A 16753-nucleotide genomic window follows, 5' to 3' on the forward strand; every position below is an offset into this window, starting at 1 on the left:
CTCCGTGTGACCCGTTCCACTCATGGCGGGACGGCTTAGCTGCAGGGCTGTGACGTACCGACTCGACGGCATGGTCGCGGTGATGATGATCGCGCTCGGGTGGGCATGGTGATGTCGCGATCGCCGTACAGCGCGCAGAATAGCCATTAACATCAGCCCAATCGAAAGGTCGCCGAACAGAAAGCCGCCGCATGCTCAAGTCACGCGTCCAACAGCTTTTGAATTACCGACTCACCATCGCCGAGTTGATCGCCATCGGGGTACTGCTGAGTCTGCCCTACCTGATCATCGGCGGTATCTGGTCCGCGACCCATACCGACCACCTCCACGGCATGAACGGCCCCGACCTCGCGGTGTCGTTCCTCGGCTCCATCGCATCGTGGCCTGTCCTGCTGTTCGCCGACGTGTGCATGGCGTGATCCCGTGACCGATTTTGTGAAACGCGTGCTCAACCGCGAGGTGACCATTGGCGGCGTGCTGGAGACAGCAATGTGGCTGGCCATTCCGTACATCGTGGTGGGAGTTGTGGTCGCGTTCCTGCACGCCGACTACATCGACATGCTGGCTACCCAGTTCAACACCCGGCTTCCTGCAGGCGCCGACATCGCGGCCTTTGGTCAGATCACCGTGATGTGGCCGGGCCTCCTGTTGAGCTCCGATCTATGCATGCACTGAAACGGCGGTCGCCCAGCGGATTGTAAGAACCGAGGCCGCCCAAATCGATTGGGAATGCGCACATCCCAGCAGGGGCGAAAATATCACCGCCACAGCCATTCTCGTTTGCGCCGGGGCGCCGCAGCCGGCGCAGTCGGCGCAGTCCTGACCTCACAGCCGAACCGAGGCGCATTGTGAGATCTGGTGGTCGTTAACATCGGAGCGCTACTCAATCCGAGGGGCCAGCCCGCACGACTCACAGGACGCTTGATTTGAACTCCCCAGAACTCGCCCGTTGGAACGCTCAGGAAGCGCTCGCCGAGGCGATGATCCCGATCATCGGCACCCTGCACCGGGCCAAGGGCGTGACCGTCCTGCTACACAGCCGGTCACTGGTGAACAAATCCGTCATCAGCATCCTGCGGACCCACCGGTTTGCGCGTCAGGTGGGCGGCGAGGAACTGTCCGTGGAGGAAACCTTCCCATTCCTGCAGGCGCTGGCCGACCTGGACCTGGGCCCGTCCAAGATCGACCTCGGCCTGCTGGTCATGGCCTACCGCGCTGGCGATGGAGGCCTGTCTGTGCCCGAGTTCACCGCGCAGGTACTCGATGAGGTGACCGGTGAGAACAAGACCGAACCTCAGGGCCCGCGGGATGTGGTGCTCTACGGGTTCGGCCGCATCGGCCGGCTCGTAGCGCGACTGCTCGTAGAGAAAGCCGGATCCGGCAACGGCCTGAACCTACGTGCCGTCGTCGTCCGCAGTAACGGGGGCGGCGACCTGGCCAAGCGGGCGTCGTTGCTTCGCCGCGACTCGGTGCACGGCCACTTCAACGGCACGATCAAAGTCGACACCGAGAACAACTGCCTGATCGCCAACGGCAACGTCATCAAGTTCATCTACAGCGACGACCCGGCCAGCGTCGACTACACCCAGTACGGCATCGACAATGCGATCCTGATCGACAACACCGGCAAATGGCGCGACCGCGAAGGGCTGTCCAAGCACCTGCGTCCCGGTGTTGCGAAGGTCTTGCTCACCGCTCCGGGCAAGGGCGACGTACCGAATATCGTGCACGGGGTCAACCACCGCACGCTCGACCTCGAGCAGCAGATCTTCTCCTGCGCCTCGTGCACGACCAACGCGATCGTTCCGCCGCTGAAGGCGATGGACGACGAGTTCGGCATCGTGCGCTGCCACGTGGAAACCGTGCATTCGTTCACCAATGACCAGAACCTGCTGGACAACTATCACAAGGCCGACCGCCGTGGCCGGTCCGCGCCGTTCAATCTGGTCCTCACCGAAACCGGTGCGGCATCCGCGGTCGCCAAGGCCATGCCCGACCTGAAGGCCAAGATCACCGGCGCATCGATTCGCGTTCCGACCCCGGATGTTTCGGTGGCGATCCTCAACATGCAACTGCACCGGCCAACCACCAAAGGGGAGGCCCTGGAGTACCTGCGCCAGGCGTCGTTATCGGGACCGCTGAGCCGCAATCTCGACTACACCGCGGCGACCGATGCCGTGTCGAGTGACTTCATCGGTTCGCGTGCCGCCTGCGTCATCGATGAGAACGCGGCGATCGTCGACGGCGACAATGTGATCCTTTATGTCTGGTACGACAACGAATTCGGTTACTCCTGCCAGGTCGTGCGGACGGTGCAGTACCTGTCAGGAATCGAGTACCCGACGTATCCGCAGATGCGCGCTGGCACGGAGGCCCTTGCGCGAGCAGACAGTTAGGTACCTAGCCTCCGGGTTCGCCAGGCAGTCACCGCCCGAAATTGGTGCAGTGAACGGGACTTCCGCCGTACGAAGCTTTGCCCCTCAGCGCTTGAGAGTGAAAGTGAAGTCACCCGAAAGCTTGCCGCTGAGCCGTTGTGCCGAAACGAGTTGGCCCTCAACGATCAGCTTCTCGACCTCGGCTCGCGATATGCCGAAACCACGAGCGATCAATTTCACCGGCCGGATCGGGATACGCGCCGCAAAGCGGACCGAGACATCAACCACGTCGCAGTCGAGGTGAGCCGATCCGTCAGTGTCGAGGCGCCAGGCGTTATCCCAGTCGAGAGTGATTCGGTTGCGGCGTTGCACGATCGGATCCTGGATGAGCTCCGCTATCAGGTCAATGTCGTTGTCGTGCAGTCTGTCCAGGAGCTCAGGCTGCACTGCTCGCACACTCACCCGCTCCAGGACCGAGAGTTTCGCAGTATTTCCACACGCGGTGCAGAGCGCGAGGAGCCATGCGTCGATGAGCTTGTGGTTCGCATTGACGCGAAATTTCCCGCTTGCCCGGAAGCGCTCGGACGCACACGCATGGCAGCGGCCGGCAACGAGGGGCAGACAGGTGGGCACGACCGCCCAGTTTTTGAGCACAGAAGTACACCAGTTTCAGTGAGAAGTCCGCGCCGAAAGGACACGCGGCGCAATGTGCGACGCGCGATTGATCAGCGCTTGGGAGGTCTCACTTGGTGTACAACGGCATACTCTCGGCTAGACGGCTCGGTTCGGCAGCACGTTAGTGGCGCCCAACGGCCCCGCGCCAATGGTTTTCGGTCAAACTGCTCTCAGATTCGGGATCAACGACTCTCGACTCCACAGTCACGAAAGAGGGGCACCCGGTCCGGGTGCCCCTCTTTCGTGTTGCGCGTCAGCGTCCGTTGCCAAAAGTCGGGGTGATGTCGCCGACGGTGGCGTGCCGCTGGATGTCGTGCACCCACTGGTGGTGGGTCACGTCGGCGGCGGCCGGGGCCGCCAGGCCGACGATCGCGGCGGCGAAGGCGGTGGCGATGGCGCTGGCAAATCCAAACTTCTTCATGTCGAAGCCCTTCTGTTTCGAAGTTCGAGCCGTGGCGGGATGTCGCGGTTCGGATGTTGTGTCCACCGATTCGGGGTTTCCTATCCGGTCTGACAGGCTCAACACAGTGCTCAGCGCGGTTAATTCCGTTGGCAGAGATTGGTCGCCGGATGGCAGCAATCAATGCTCGATGGCGCGCGAACATGCCTCGACCAGCTGCTTACCCGACGAAACCCCAGCAACACACGCGCTGGGATGCAGCTCGACCAGACTGTCCGCATGCTCCAGCGGCATCTTGAGATCCTCCCGGGCCCAATGCTTAGACATTTCGAGCAGCTGGCGACGGGAAGGACCTCCGGTCTCGAACGTAGTCCGCGTATGCGAGAGACTCGGCAGGTGAACCGCATGTTCCGACGTGGAGCACCTCCAGCTCCGCGCCCCTTGGCGAACGCTCCGGCATGGTTCACCGCCGCCTTGGACCACACACCGCAACACTCGACGATCGACGTCGACGGCTGCCCGATCCATATGCGAGCCTGGGGCGACCCGAACAATCCACCATTGGTGTTCGTCCATGGCGGCGGCGCCCACTCCGGATGGTGGGATCACATCGCGCCCTTCTTCACCCGCACTCACCGCGTCGTTGCCCCCGACCTGAGCGGGCACGGCGACAGCGGCACCCGCACCCAGTACACCCTGACGATCTGGGCGCGTGAAGTTCTCGCGGCGTCAGAGGCTTCCGGATCCCCGGCGCGGCCCACGATCGTCGGTCACAGCATGGGTGGTTGGGTCGGCGCCTCTGCCGCCACCCATTACGGCGCCCGGATCGACAGCATCTTGGTCATCGATTCACCGCTCCGCGATCGCGCCCCCGAGGAAGTCCGGCTGCGCAACCGGCGCCGCGACGCCGCCGGATACCCGACGGAAGAAGAGATCCTGGCGCGCTTCCGTGCCGTGCCGAAGCAGGACGTGACGCTGCCCTACATCGGTCACCACATCGCCTCGGAGTCCGTGCGCCAGACCGCCGACGGCTGGGTGTGGAAGTTCGACCCGGACATCTTCGGTGGCCTGCTGCTGGACGAGACGCCCGACGACGAGGAGATCCTGGAGAACGCGTTCGCCCGAATCCCTTGCCGGGTCGGGTATCTGCGGTGCGAAAACGGATTGGTCTCGCCGCGGATGGCCGACCAGATCCGCTCGATCCTGCAATTGCGCGGCCCCTTCATCGAACTCGCCGAGGCCGGCCACCATCCCATGCTGGATCAGCCGCTACCGCTGGTGGCGACGATCCGCACCCTGCTGGAGTTCTGGTCGATCACCTGAGCGACCTCACATTTCCCATGCCGCCCACGTCTACAGGTAAAGGGCGGCACGCGTACGGCGTTCGCTCGCGAACGAAAGAGACAGCATGGACTTGCAACTCAAGGACCGCGTTGCGGTTGTGACCGGTGGTTCCAAGGGAATTGGTCGGGCCGTCGCCGCCACGTTGATGGCCGAGGGAACGCGCGTTGTAATTGCTTCGCGAACTGCCCCGGGCTTCGGCAGGCAGGAGGGCGAATACCTCCACGTGGCGGTCGACTTGATGAGCGGGCCGGACGCGACCACACAGGTGGTGGACGCGGCAGTCCAACACTTCGGCGGGCTCGACATCCTTGTCAACAACGCCGGTGGCCGCCCACCAGGCGTAACGCTCCCCCAGTTTGGGTTCATGGCGGCCGGTGACAACGACTGGCAGCGCATGTTCGAGTTCAACCTGTTTTCGGCAGTCCGAGCATGCCGGGCCGCGATTCCCGCGATGCTCGACAGCGGGGGTGGAGCCATCGTCAACGTTTCCTCTGGTCATGCCCGTCAGCCGTCGGCGATGAATGTCGACTACACGGCGGCGAAAGCCGGGTTGGACAGCCTGACAGTGGCACTGTCAGAGGAGTACGCGCCTCAGGGCATCCGGGTCAACACCGTCTCATGCGGGCCTGTGCGTACCCCCTGGTGGACCGAGCCGGGCGGGGCCGCCGACATACTCGCCGAGCAGACCGGCATCGACCGCGACCAAGTGTTGGACAAGGTCGCACCGGAAATGATGAACCTGAGCACCGGCAGACTCGTCGATCCTCAGGAAATCGCCGACGTGGTTGCTCTCCTCGCTTCGCCCCGTTCGGCGAGCACCACCGGAGCGGCCTTCGTGGTCGACGCCGGCTATCTCAAGTCGGTATAGGCCGAGGTTCCTGCTAGTGCAGTCCGGCGGCCTCCGCTTGAGCGATCACCGACTGCAAGGTGCTCAGTAGAGCCTTTCCGGATTCGAGGTCGAGTTCTAATGCCAGCCGGGCTCCAAGCCCGATGTCGTAGTTCACGAAGTCGAGCAGGAGGGCGTGTTCGTCGACGCCCTGAGTGGCGTGGTCATAGCCGACGCTGACCTGGTTGAGGGGGAACCAGCCTGAGCCGGTCCTGCCTGATCCGGCGATGTCGGCTGTGGTGGTGATGTGGGTGCACATCTTGGCCTCCTCGATGTTGTCGGATATGTCGCACTCAGACCGAAAGTCGTTGTGCCAGAAACACCCACAGCTTCTCCCAAGCGTCCATTGCCTGCTCGGGGCGGTAGCGTGGCGTGTGGTAGTAGATAAAGCCGTGACCGGCGCCGTCGTAGCGGTGGAATTCGTAATCCTTGCCCAGGCGCTTCAGTTCGGCCTCGTGGACGTCGACCTGTGCGGGTGAGGGGCTCTGATCCTCGTTGCCGAAAATGCCCAGCAACGGGGCGTGCAGGTCTGCCGTGTAATCGATGGGCGCCACCGGCCGCTTGTCGTTGAGTTCCTCTGGCGCGGCGACGATGGCGCCGCCCCACAGGTCGACAACGGCATCAAATCCCGGTACCCGTGAGGCGGTCAGCACCGCTTGCCTGGCGCCTGAGCAGCTGCCCATGATGGCGACCTTGCCGTTGGAACTGGGCTGTTCGAGTAGCCACGCACGGGCGGCAGCCAAGTCCGCCACCGCCTGGTCGTCCGAGACACCGCCCTGACTGCGCACTTTCGCCGCGACGTCCTCAGGTGTGGCGTGCCCCGCTCGGCAGTACAGATCTGGAGCAGCCACCTCGTAACCGTGCCGAGCCAACCGCTCGGCGAACTCCTGATAGAACTCGTCCCAACCTGGCTGGTGGTGGACCAGCACGATGCCGGGCCGCGGTTTCTCGGGCTCGGACAACGGCCGCGCGTAGTAGGCGTGGACTTCTTCACCGCCGCTGGGATAGCTGACGATGCTCGCCGTCAGGCCGACCCCGCCTCCGGTATCGAATGTGTTCCACACGTTGACCTCCCTAGACCGGATTGGCGATGGCGGTGCGGGCGTCGGCATGGCTGTCGCAGCCGGCGGCCAGCAGTTCGCGGGCGAGGTCGAGGTCTGCCGGGCGCCCGTTCGTCAAAGCGGCCACCAGCCGATCGTCGTCCAGATACCACACGGTGAATTCGCCGTCGGCGACCGATCCGGTGACGATCTCGTCGTCCCAGCTGCGGGCCGGCCCAACGTATTCCAGGCGGGCCCACTCCGCGATGTCGGTCCAGAAGTATGGAACCTCACGGTGGTCGACACCGGCGCCGAGCATGTTGCGGGCGGCGGTCACTCCCTGGGCGATGGCGTGCTGTTCGTGTTCGACGCGGATGGCCCGGCCGTGCACGACGCTGTCGTATTCGCACATGTCTCCGGCGGCGAAGATGTGCGGATCGCTGGTGCGTAGACGGCTGTCGCAGCGCACCCCGCCCGTCGGGCCGATGTCCAGGCCGGCCTTCGCGGCCAGCTTGGTGTCGGGCACTGCGCCAGCGCCCACGACCGCCAGATCGGCGGCAATGTGGGTTCCGTCGGCGGTGCGCACCCCGGTGAGCTCGGTGTCGCCCGTGAAGCCCACAACGTCGCGTCCACATAGGATCTCGACGCCGTTGTCGCACAACAGGTTATGCACATACTCACCGACAGTTCGCCCGAATGTGCGCTCCAGGCAGCGGGTTTCCTGCATCACGAGGGTGCAGCGGCGGCCTTGGCTGCTCAGCGAGGCGGCCACTTCCACCGCGATGAAGGACCCGCCGATCAGGACGATGTGCTGGGCGTCGGCGGCGTCCTCACGCAACTTGTGGGCGTTTGCGGGGGTACGCAGGTAATGGATGCCCGGCAGACCGGCTCCGTCGATGGACAGCCGCCGCACCATCGCGCCGGTAGCCACCAGCGCCCGGTCGTAGGGCAAGGTTTGTTGGTTGGTCAAGGTCACAGCCCGAGCAGCGGTGTCCAACGCGGCGGCCGCGCTGCGGGTTCGGACGTCGACTTCGTGCTCGGACCACCATGTGGGAGAGCAATATTCGACGCTGTGGCCGGCGTCGGCCAACAGTTGCTTGGTGATCGGGGGCCGGTGATACGGCGGCTCCAGCTCGCGGGTGAGCATGGTGAGTGCGCCGTCGTAGCCCCGGTTGCGCAGTTCGTGGGCAGCGCTGGCGGCGGCCACGCCGCCGCCGATCAAGACGATGGAGCTGACGTCATCGCTCATGGTCTATCAGTCCTCGTCGTAGGGCTCGAACTCGCTCTTGCGGGCGCCGCACACCGGGCACACCCACGAGTCGGGGATGTCTTCGAAGGCGGTGCCGGGCGCGATCCCACCCTCGGGATCGCCCTCGATGGGGTCATAGATGTCGCCACACGCCAGGCAGATCCACTTCTGGGTGAGCGAAGCCGTTACTACCGTCATGTTTCACTTCCTTGTTTCGCGGTGTTGGGAGCGGGCAAGTTTCGCCGACCTCGGGCATCCACCGGGTCAGGCTGGGATCGAGCAGCGGTGCCAGGTCGCGGTGGTGCGCCCAGGCCAGCGATTCCAATTCGATGGCGTCGAGTTCGATCGTCTGACCGGTGCGAACGTCTTCCACGCGTAACCGGGGACGACCGCCGGGGTCGCGCAGCCGTACCCGGACGAACGCGAACTCGTTGTGAATGACGATGCCTTCGGAGTCCGCCCGGGTGTCATCGTTCACAGCGGCATGCTCAGATTGCCGAGATAGCCGTCGTTGTCGATCAACTCGACCTTCTTGAACTTGATGCGCAGGCCGTCCGGGGTGTTGACCAGCGTGTAGGTCACCCGCCCCGCTTGGAGGTAGCGGTTCTGGCGGCGGAATTCGGCCACCACGAGTTTGGCTCGCACCGACAGGGTGGTCGGGTCGCCGTCCTCGGGGTCGAGGAGCTGGATGTTGCTGATCAGCCGGGCGGTGCGCGACGGCGGGATCTGGGCGTAGGCCAGTCCGCCGCACAGCCGTTGCACCCGTTCGGCGAGCAGCGGGTAATCGTCGTAAATGATCGAGACACTGCGGTTGGTGTCGTGCTCGTCGAAGCCCGACGGGATCCAGTAGCAGGCGTCCTCGGTGAACAGGGCGAGCCAGTCGGTGAACTGGCGTCGGTCCAACAGCTCGGCCTCGGCGAACAGGAACTGCTCGACGTCATCCTTATCTACCTGTGGTGCAACGAAAGTCACTTCAGCGGTTGTCATCGCGGTCCTCAATCAGTTCGAGCCAGCGGCGCAGGTAGGCACGTTGGGGCACTTCGTCGGACGATCGCCCGATCCGGATTCCGGTTTCGGGGTCGATCACTTCCCGATCCAGGCCGCGGGCCATCAGTGTCCAGTCGGCGGGGCTGGCGGTGGCTTCCAGCCCAGCGGTCACCCGGTCGAAGCCGACCTCGATGTCGTCGGTGGAGCCGTGTCCGGCAGGCCCGTAAAACGCCTCGTGGTCGCGCAGGATGCGGCTCCGGGTTTGTTCATCGGCGCCGCGCGGGAAGATCGGGTACAGATACACCGCTGTCTGATTGACCGTGCGGGGCACCACCAGGCGCAGGTGCGCGCCGACGAACGCCAGGCTGGGAAAGACGTTGAGGTTGAACGGGATCAGCTCGCCGATGGCGATACCGTGGTTGTCCCGCTCGGCGGTGGGATCACCGTATTCGTGCACGGCGTGGCCGCCGCCGAGATCCAAACCGCGCCACTGCGGATTGCTCTTGACGTTCTTCACCCAGGGGCTGCTCTTGCCGTGCCGGGCGCGCAGAATGTCCAGCCAACTCTGGTGGGTGAACGAGAAGTGGTACGGGTCAATGGTGTTCTCTATCTGCAACTTCCAGTTGCCGTTGAACACCACTTTGTGGGCGTGTGCCGACAGTTCGATGCCCTCGTCACCGTTCAGGTCGGCGATGAAGTCCAGGTACTTGCGCGAGTTGCCCAGGTAGGTGGGCAGATCGATGGTGCGCGGGGACAACGTGGCGAAGATGAAGCCGCGGTAGCTGGCCACCTGGGCGACGTGAGCCAGACCCATGACCTCTTTGTCGAAATCGGGTCCGTAGCCGTCGTCGAACGGCACCCCGGTCAGCCGGCCCGAGGAACTGTAGGTCCAGCCGTGGTAGGCGCAGCGGAAGAAGTTGGAGTTACCGAATTCCTGTTGGCAGACGGCGGATCCGCGATGCCTGCAGCGATTGAACATCACGTTTATCGAGTCGTCGTCGGAGCTTCTGCTCACGATGACCGGTTGCAGCCCGATGTGAGCGGTCTTGTAGTCACCGCCGGACGGGATCTCCGATTCGTGGGCGACGTAAACCCACGTGCGGGCGTAGACGGTGGCCATCTCCTTGGCGAAAATGGCCGGGTCGCGATAGATCTGTCCGCTGACTTGCCACTGATCGGTGATCAGAGGCGACGACAGCCGCTCGCTGACTTCGGTCATGGGTGCGGTGTCCTTTCTGGTCGGTGTGGTGCTCATGCCAGCGACGGGATGACGCTGGAGCGGATGGCTTCGGGTTCACGCCCGGTGGTGGTGAGCGCTTCCTCGGTCTGGGCGATGCTGAACTGGCCGGTGCACATCAAATGCAGCGGATACCTGCCGGATTCGATGAGACGCAGCGTCGGCGGTACCGCGCTGCTGGGTCGCCCACGTACTCCTCGGATGGTCAGCACCTTGCTGTTGAGTGCGGCCAACACCGACTCGGCACTGCCGCCGCCACTCTTGGGCAGCCCGGCCTGCACCAAGGTGGCGCGGTCCCCGGCCACCGCCAGTGCGGTTTCCAGGGCCGCACTGGAATCGGCGGCGTTCACCACGGTGTCGGCCAGCAAACCGTCGGTGATCTCGGAGATGGCTTGCACGACATCGGCACTCGTGCCCGTCAGCACGTGCGTGGCGCCGAGTTTGGACGCGACCGACAGTCGATGGGCGTCACGGTCCTGCCCGACGACGATCACCTTGTCGGCCCCGGCTTCGCGCGCGCCGATCACGCAGGCCAGCCCGTGGGGCCCGGGTCCGACGATCACCGCGGTACCACCGACGGGCAGCGAGCCGATGCGGCTCACCCAGTCCAGGCCGTTGGAGATCGGGATGTAGAGCTGCAGCAGGTCGGCATCGACTTCCTCGGCAACCTTGTGCACGATCGCTTGCGGATGCAGGTAGAGGTAGTCGCTGTAACCGCCGTACAGGCCGCTGCCATGGTGGATCGACTTGCCGCCGTATCGGGGCACGCGGCACATCTGGTAGGCGCCGGCCAGGCAGGATCGGCAGGTTCCGCAGGGCAGATACTCCTCGACGACGATGCGGTCGCCGGTTTGCACGCCCCAGCGCCGGCTGGCCTCCTCGCCGATGTCGACGACCCGGCCGACAAGCTCGTGCCCGAGCGCGCACGGTAGTTCGTAGTACGGGTTGACGCCGTGGTAGGCCGCCACATCGGTGCCGCACACGCCGGTGGCCTCTACCTTCAGCAGCCCGTCGGCGTCGCCGATGGCCGGCAGCGCGAACTCCTCGATCCGCAAGTCTCCGGGCCCGTACAACACCGCAGCCCTACTAGTCTGTGCCACCCGGGCCACCGCCTCTCATTTAGAAAACAGAATTCTATATGCCGAACTGTGCTATAGTTCACAACGAGATGTCAAGTCGTCGCCCGCCACACCGGCGCGACGGGAGGAGGCTCGATGGGGATCGCTAAAACCCGCTCTACCCGCATAAATGGGGTAGGGGCGCGTCAACCGCGCCGCGAGGACAAACGCCATCTACATGGCCGCGGCAGCTTTATCGCGGACATCAAGATGCCTGGCCTGCGGGAGGTGGCGTTCGTCCGCAGCCAGGTTGCGCACGGCCGGATCACCGCGGTGACGGTGCCCGGCGACATCACCCCGTCTGCGGTGTGGACCGCGGAGACCTTGGCCCCCCACGCCCTCCCGTGCACGGCCACCTCGACGCTGCCCGGGTTCCGGGCGGCGCCGCTGCCGAACCTTGCGAGCGACAAGGTTCGCTACGTCGGGGAACCTATTGCGCTGGCGATTGCGCGGACCCGCGCCGAGGCTGAGGACCTGGCGGGCCGCATCCTCGTCGAGGTCACCCCGCTGCCCGCGGTCACAGATGCAGCCAGCGCACTGGGGCCCGAGGCGTCATTGGTCCACGACGAGTGGCCCGACAACGTGTTCGCGACAACGGCGGGAAGCTTCGGCGATCTGGACGCCGCGGCCCGCGACGCTGCGGTGACGGTGACCCGCGAGTATCGGATGAACCGGCAATCAGTGGTCCCGCTGGAGACCCGCGGAGTCATCGCCTATTACGACCAGTCCACCGACCAGTTGACAGTGTGGTCATCGACGCAGACTCCGCACATGATCCGCGACATGCTCGCCGAGATGCTGCAGATCGAAGGCCGACGCGTGCGGGTGATCGCGCCCGATATGGGCGGCGGATTCGGTGCCAAGTGCTCGGTGTACCCCGAAGAGATCACGCTCGCGGCGATCGCGATGAATGTGCCGTACCCGGTCCGTTGGGTGGAGGACCGCTGGGAGGCGATGGTGGCCTCGACTCAGTCGCGCGATCACGACTACCGGATCACCGCCTATGCCGCGGCCGACGGCACCTTGCTCGGCGTTGACGCCGACATCCTGGTCAACGCCGGCGCCTATTCGGTGCACCCGTGGACGGCGACCATGGATGCGTCGATGGCCGCAGCGATGATCCCGGGTCCCTACAATCTGCGCAATTACCGGTTCCGCGCACGGAGTTTCGCCAGCAACAGGACGCCGACCGGACCCTACCGAGGCGTCGCCCGCCCCGGCGCCTGCTTCGCCATCGAACGCACCATCGATGAACTGGCGCACCAGCTTGGCATCGAGCCTTACCAGATGCGGATCAAGAACATGGTGCGCGCCGAGCAGATGCCCTACACCTCCGTGGCCAACAAGGTGTACGACAGCGGCGACTACCCCGAGGCGGTGCGCCGAGCGGCGAAACTCATCGACCACGACCACTGGCGCGACGCCCAGCGCCAGACCGACCCGGCCTCCCGCAAGCGGATCGGGATCGGCTACGCGTCCTTCACTGAACAGACCGCCCACGGCTGCATCGAATGGGCCTCACGCGGGCTCGCCATCACCATCGGTATCGAAGGTGCCCGGCTGATGCTCGACTCGACCGGCGCCTTCACCCTGAGCGTCGGAATCAAAAGCCACGGACAGGGTTCGGAGACCACGCTGGCACAGGTGGTCAGCGAAGTGTTCGACATCGATCCCGAATCGGTGACTGTCCTGCACGGCGACACCGCCCTGACCCCGCGTGGCGACGGAACGTTCGCGTCACGCTCGATGGTCATGGCAGGCGGCGCAACGTTCGGAGCCGCCCAACAACTCGCCGACAAGGTGTTGCGCATCGCCGGTGTGCTGCTGGACGACGACCCCAGCCGACTGGAATTTCATCGTGGCGCAGTGCGCGCACCGGACGGCACCACCGTGAGCTTGACCAAACTCGCCCGCGAATTCCTGTTCACCCCCGACCATGTCCCCGGCGTGGAACCCGGACTGGAGGCCACTTTTCACTACAGCCCAGACGTACAGACCGGCGCCTTCACCTACGCCACCCAGGCCGCCGTCGTCGAGGTCGATCTGGATACCGGGGAGGTCAAGCTTCTGGACTACGGCGTCGTCGAGGACTGCGGCACCATCGTCAACCCGCTCATCGTCGACGGGCAGATCATCGGCGGTGTCGCCCAGGGGATCGGCACCGCGCTACTCGAAGAACTCATCTACGACACCGACGGTCAGCCGAAGTCCACCTCCTTCCTGGACTATCTGCTGCCAGGTGCGGCCGAGATCCCCGAGATCAAGCTCGAACACATGGAAACCCCCTCTCCCTTCACAGTTTTCGGGATGAAGGGCGCCGGCGAAGGCGGTGCGATCGCACCCCCGGCGACGATCGCGAACGCGGTCACCGACGCCTTGCGTGACATCGGCGCCGAAGCCAACGAGACACCGATCACCCCGACACGCGTGTGGACCGCCATCGACGCCGCCACCGCACCGTCGACCCACACCCTGACGGCGGTGCGGTCATGAAGGCCGCCGACATCACCCTGCACCGCCCCGACAGTCTCGAGGGCGCAGTGCAACTGTTGGCCGAGATCGGCGACGACGCCAAGATCTTGGCAGGCGGGCAGAGCCTGCTGCCGATCATGAACATGCGCTTCGCCGAGCCCAGTGACCTGATCGACATCACCGCGATTGCCGAATTACGGTCCTACACTGAGCATTCAGACCACATCAGCTACGGCGCGACCGTAACCCACATGATGGTGGAGAACGGGCTGGTTCCCGACGCCACCGGTGGATTGCTCAGCCACGCCGCAGCAGGCATCGGCTACCGGGCAATCCGCAACCGCGGCACGGTCGGTGGGAGTCTGGCGCACTGCGACTCGTCGGCCGAATGGCCCACGGTCATGGCAGCTCTCGGTGCCCACGTCACAGCCCTGTCAGTGCGGGGACACCGTGACATCGCGGTGGCCGACCTGCTGCTGGGCTTCTTCACCACAAGCTTGGAACCCGACGAGATCATCGTCTCGGTCCGCGTGCCTCGCCTACCCGCCGACCAGCGGTGGGCGCTGCACAAGACCAACCGTAAGGTCGGCGAGTTCGCCGAATCCCTCGCGGTGGGCACCTTCGGCCTGCAGCCGGACGGCACGATGTCACAACCGCATCTGTGGCTGGGCGCCGCGCGCGACGTCCCGGTGCACCTTGCCGCCACCGAGCGGGTCGTCACCGGATGCCGCCCGGACGAGATCGCGGTCCCCGATTTACGCGCCGCAGTCGCAGAGGACATCGGTGCGAACGCCGACAACGACGACCCGGCCGCCCGCCACCACCTCCAACTTCACGCGGTCACCGTTGCGCGTGCGCTGCGCGACGCTAGAAAGGTATCCACCGATGACTGATCTCACCATCACCGTCAAGATCAACGGTGAGCGCCACCAACTGCACACGCAGGGCCGGACCAGCCTGGCCGACCTGCTGCGCGACCAATTGGACTTGACCGGAACACATCTCGGCTGTGAACAGGGAGTCTGCGGGGCCTGCACCGTGATGGTCGACGGGCTGCCGGTGCGGTCGTGTCTGATGCTGGCCGGCTCCTGCGACGGCGCCGAAATCGTCACGATCGAAGGTCTCGACGACGAGGACGCCGCGCGTCTGCGTGAAGAATTCTCCCGGCAGGGCGGGCTGCAGTGCGGCTTCTGCACGTCGGGCATGCTGATCGCGGGCTGGGAACTGATCCGCCGACGCGAAGACCAGTCCCGCGACTCCGTCTGCGAAGCGATGTCGGGAAATATCTGCCGCTGCACCGGCTACAACGGCATCGTCCGCGCCGTCCTCAACGCCAACCAGGCCGGCCTCGACTCGGCTCCCCAGCCCGCCGGCTCCTAACCTTCTCCCCGTTCTCACCAATCAGGAGCAATCCCAATGGAATTCATCAACCAGTTCGTCGTTCCGGCCCCCATCGAACAGGCCTGGACGCTGCTCAACGATGTGCCCGCGATCGCCCCCTGCCTGCCCGGCGCGCAGGTCCGCCCGCTCGAAGACGGCACTTATGAAGGCACCGTCACCGTCAAGGTGGGCCCTATCAAGGTCGGCTACCAGGGCCTCGCCTCGTTCACCGAAACCGATCCCGAGCGGCACCTGATGGTGCTCGACGCCCGCGGCGCAGAGACCAGCGGTAAAGGGACGGCAGCGGCCGTCGTCCGTGTCACCCTCTCGGAGAAGGACCCCGACACCACCCTGGTGGAGGTCCTGACCGACCTGCAGGTCACCGGCCGCATCGCCCAGTTCGGCCGCTCCGTAATGGCCGATGTCGGCGCCCGCATCATCGGCCAGTTCGCCACCAACCTCGAACAGCTGATCAGCGCCGGCGCCCCCGAAAGCCAGGGCGGCACAGCAGATTTCACCACCGTCCCGACGCCGTCAACTCCGAACACACAGACAGCCGCCCCTGCAGGCGGTGAGCTCGACCTGCTCAGCCTCGGTCTGCCGCTGTTCAAGAAGGCCGCCCCAGCTGCGGGCGCCCTGCTGGTCGGGCTGGTGATAGGACGGCTGTTACCACGCCGACGCAATCCGATCAGCCAGCCCTCCGACGCCTCGGCGCTCTACCCGCTGTTACTGGAGCTCGCCCGCGCCTCACGCTGCACCGAAGACACCCGGCTGCGGTGATCCGGCGGCGGCACGGTTGTTGCTGGCGGGCGGGAAGTCCCCAAATGGGAAAAAGAATTCGATATGCTACGGCTATGTTAAATGAGAGCGTCGGCCGGCGGTGTCGGCGATGACGCCCGCCGCGGGCGCGCCGGCGGCTACCCCGCCCGACACCGTCACCGAGTTCGTCGTCGAGGCGTTGCGGGACCGCATTTTGCTGGGCAAGGTCAAGCCCGGAGTGAAACTGTCGGTGTACTCCCTTGCCGACGAGCTCGGCGTCAGCCGTGTGCCGCTGCGCGAGGCGGTCCGCCAGTTGGAGGCCGAATCGCTGGTCGACAACCTGCCGCGGCGCGGCACCGTCGTGCGCCCGCTCAACCTCGCCGATATCACCGACGCGTACACGATCCTGCAGCGCATCGAGGTCATCGCCGCGACACGGGCTGCCACCGGTGAGGACATCACCATCGCCAGAGATATGCGGTATTGGCTGGACACGATGGCCGAGCTGACCGAGCAAGGCGTGCCCGAGGCCAGTGAGCAGATGCTGCACGCTCACCGGGCATTTCATTTCGCGCTGTTTCGCGGCGCCGGCGAAGGCGTGCTCCAGCGGCATCTGAAAATGTTGTGGAACACCTGCGAGCGCTACGTCATAAACAGCAGGACACCAGAACGCAGTAAAGCCGCGGCCGTCGAACATGGCGAGATCGCCCGCCAAATCGAGGCCAAAGACGCCGACGGGGTGACCGCGGCGCTCGCTGCCCATCTTGAAGCATCGATGTCAGCGACCATGGAAAGCCTCAGGGCGATGGGCATCACCGGGACCTGAGCCGG

The 16753-nt window shown here is 65.0% G+C and carries 20 protein-coding genes; 10 read left to right on the forward strand and 10 right to left on the reverse strand.

The annotated features are described in order from the left end of the window. Positions 1–191 precede the first annotated feature (191 nt). The 3 genes from ABQF30_RS16215 (at position 192) to ABQF30_RS16225 (ending at position 2396) form a co-directional block, all read left to right on the forward strand. Complete coding sequence (locus ABQF30_RS16215) at positions 192–419, forward strand: hypothetical protein (protein ID WP_448465490.1); 228 nt, start codon at positions 192–194, stop codon at positions 417–419. A gap of 4 nt (positions 420–423) precedes the next feature. Beyond that, on the forward strand, positions 424–675 hold the full coding sequence (locus ABQF30_RS16220) for a hypothetical protein (RefSeq protein WP_448465492.1): 252 nt from the start codon (positions 424–426) through the stop codon (positions 673–675). Positions 676–926: 251 nt separating this feature from the next. Then, positions 927–2396, forward strand: a complete 1470-nt coding sequence (locus ABQF30_RS16225) for a glyceraldehyde-3-phosphate dehydrogenase (protein ID WP_448465493.1) — start codon at positions 927–929, stop codon at positions 2394–2396. 84 nt (positions 2397–2480) lie between these two features. Here ABQF30_RS16225 and ABQF30_RS16230 read toward each other — a convergent pair whose 3' ends face one another. From ABQF30_RS16230 to ABQF30_RS16240, 3 genes are all read right to left on the reverse strand, one after another. Then, positions 2481–3029 (reverse strand): DUF1062 domain-containing protein, encoded by a 549-nt coding sequence (locus ABQF30_RS16230; RefSeq protein ID WP_448465495.1) that lies wholly within the window; start codon positions 3027–3029, stop codon positions 2481–2483. A gap of 274 nt (positions 3030–3303) precedes the next feature. Then, positions 3304–3471, reverse strand: coding sequence for a hypothetical protein (locus ABQF30_RS16235; protein ID WP_448465497.1), 168 nt, complete (start codon positions 3469–3471; stop codon positions 3304–3306). Positions 3472–3630: 159 nt separating this feature from the next. After that, entirely contained in the window at positions 3631–3777 is a 147-nt protein-coding gene (locus ABQF30_RS16240) for a hypothetical protein (protein ID WP_448465499.1), read from the reverse strand. A 78-nt stretch (positions 3778–3855) separates the two neighbouring features. Between ABQF30_RS16240 and ABQF30_RS16245 the strand changes: the two genes are divergently transcribed. After that, the gene (locus tag ABQF30_RS16245; RefSeq protein ID WP_448465501.1) at positions 3856–4773 is read left to right on the forward strand and encodes an alpha/beta fold hydrolase; all 918 of its coding nucleotides are present in this window, start codon (positions 3856–3858) and stop codon (positions 4771–4773) included. An 85-nt stretch (positions 4774–4858) separates the two neighbouring features. Further along, positions 4859–5662, forward strand: a complete 804-nt coding sequence (locus tag ABQF30_RS16250) for an SDR family NAD(P)-dependent oxidoreductase (protein ID WP_448465503.1) — start codon at positions 4859–4861, stop codon at positions 5660–5662. 13 nt (positions 5663–5675) lie between these two features. Here the strand turns inward: ABQF30_RS16250 and ABQF30_RS16255 are convergent, their stop codons facing one another. From ABQF30_RS16255 to ABQF30_RS16285, 7 genes are all read right to left on the reverse strand, one after another. Then, complete coding sequence (locus tag ABQF30_RS16255; RefSeq protein WP_448465505.1) at positions 5676–5939, reverse strand: DUF6295 family protein; 264 nt, start codon at positions 5937–5939, stop codon at positions 5676–5678. Positions 5940–5973: 34 nt separating this feature from the next. Beyond that, positions 5974–6744 (reverse strand): dienelactone hydrolase family protein, encoded by a 771-nt coding sequence (locus ABQF30_RS16260; protein ID WP_448465508.1) that lies wholly within the window; start codon positions 6742–6744, stop codon positions 5974–5976. Between the two features lie 10 nt (positions 6745–6754). Continuing rightward, positions 6755–7969, reverse strand: coding sequence for an NAD(P)/FAD-dependent oxidoreductase (locus tag ABQF30_RS16265; protein WP_448465509.1), 1215 nt, complete (start codon positions 7967–7969; stop codon positions 6755–6757). A gap of 6 nt (positions 7970–7975) precedes the next feature. Then, complete coding sequence (gene rd / locus ABQF30_RS16270) at positions 7976–8167, reverse strand: rubredoxin (RefSeq protein ID WP_448465511.1); 192 nt, start codon at positions 8165–8167, stop codon at positions 7976–7978. Between the two features lie 276 nt (positions 8168–8443). Further along, positions 8444–8956 carry an aromatic-ring-hydroxylating dioxygenase subunit beta gene (locus ABQF30_RS16275; protein ID WP_448465513.1) on the reverse strand — a complete coding sequence of 171 codons (513 nt, stop codon included), beginning with the start codon at positions 8954–8956 and terminating at the stop codon, positions 8444–8446. After that, a complete protein-coding gene (locus ABQF30_RS16280) occupies positions 8943–10211 on the reverse strand; it encodes an aromatic ring-hydroxylating oxygenase subunit alpha (protein WP_448465515.1) in 1269 nt (422 codons plus the stop codon). The genes ABQF30_RS16275 and ABQF30_RS16280 overlap by 14 nt, the downstream gene beginning before the upstream one ends. Further along, positions 10208–11293, reverse strand: coding sequence for a zinc-dependent alcohol dehydrogenase (locus ABQF30_RS16285; protein WP_448465517.1), 1086 nt, complete (start codon positions 11291–11293; stop codon positions 10208–10210). Before ABQF30_RS16285 ends, ABQF30_RS16280 begins: the two co-directional genes overlap by 4 nt. A 114-nt stretch (positions 11294–11407) precedes the next feature. Here ABQF30_RS16285 and ABQF30_RS16290 point away from each other — a divergent pair, with 114 nt between their 5' ends. The 5 genes from ABQF30_RS16290 to ABQF30_RS16310 all read left to right on the forward strand — a co-directional run bounded on the left by ABQF30_RS16290 (position 11408) and on the right by ABQF30_RS16310 (position 16748). Then, a complete protein-coding gene (locus tag ABQF30_RS16290; RefSeq protein ID WP_448465519.1) occupies positions 11408–13804 on the forward strand; it encodes a xanthine dehydrogenase family protein molybdopterin-binding subunit in 2397 nt (798 codons plus the stop codon). Next, on the forward strand, positions 13801–14676 hold the full coding sequence (locus ABQF30_RS16295) for an FAD binding domain-containing protein (protein WP_448465521.1): 876 nt from the start codon (positions 13801–13803) through the stop codon (positions 14674–14676). Before ABQF30_RS16290 ends, ABQF30_RS16295 begins: the two co-directional genes overlap by 4 nt. Further along, the gene (locus ABQF30_RS16300) at positions 14669–15163 is read left to right on the forward strand and encodes a (2Fe-2S)-binding protein (RefSeq protein ID WP_448465523.1); all 495 of its coding nucleotides are present in this window, start codon (positions 14669–14671) and stop codon (positions 15161–15163) included. The genes ABQF30_RS16295 and ABQF30_RS16300 overlap by 8 nt, the downstream gene beginning before the upstream one ends. Before the next feature lie 36 nt (positions 15164–15199). Further along, entirely contained in the window at positions 15200–15943 is a 744-nt protein-coding gene (locus ABQF30_RS16305) for an SRPBCC family protein (RefSeq protein ID WP_448465525.1), read from the forward strand. 109 nt (positions 15944–16052) lie between these two features. Continuing rightward, positions 16053–16748, forward strand: a complete 696-nt coding sequence (locus tag ABQF30_RS16310; RefSeq protein ID WP_448465527.1) for a GntR family transcriptional regulator — start codon at positions 16053–16055, stop codon at positions 16746–16748. The last annotated feature ends 5 nt before the right edge of the window (positions 16749–16753 follow it).

It is taken from the genome of Mycolicibacterium sp. XJ870, assembly GCF_053483975.1.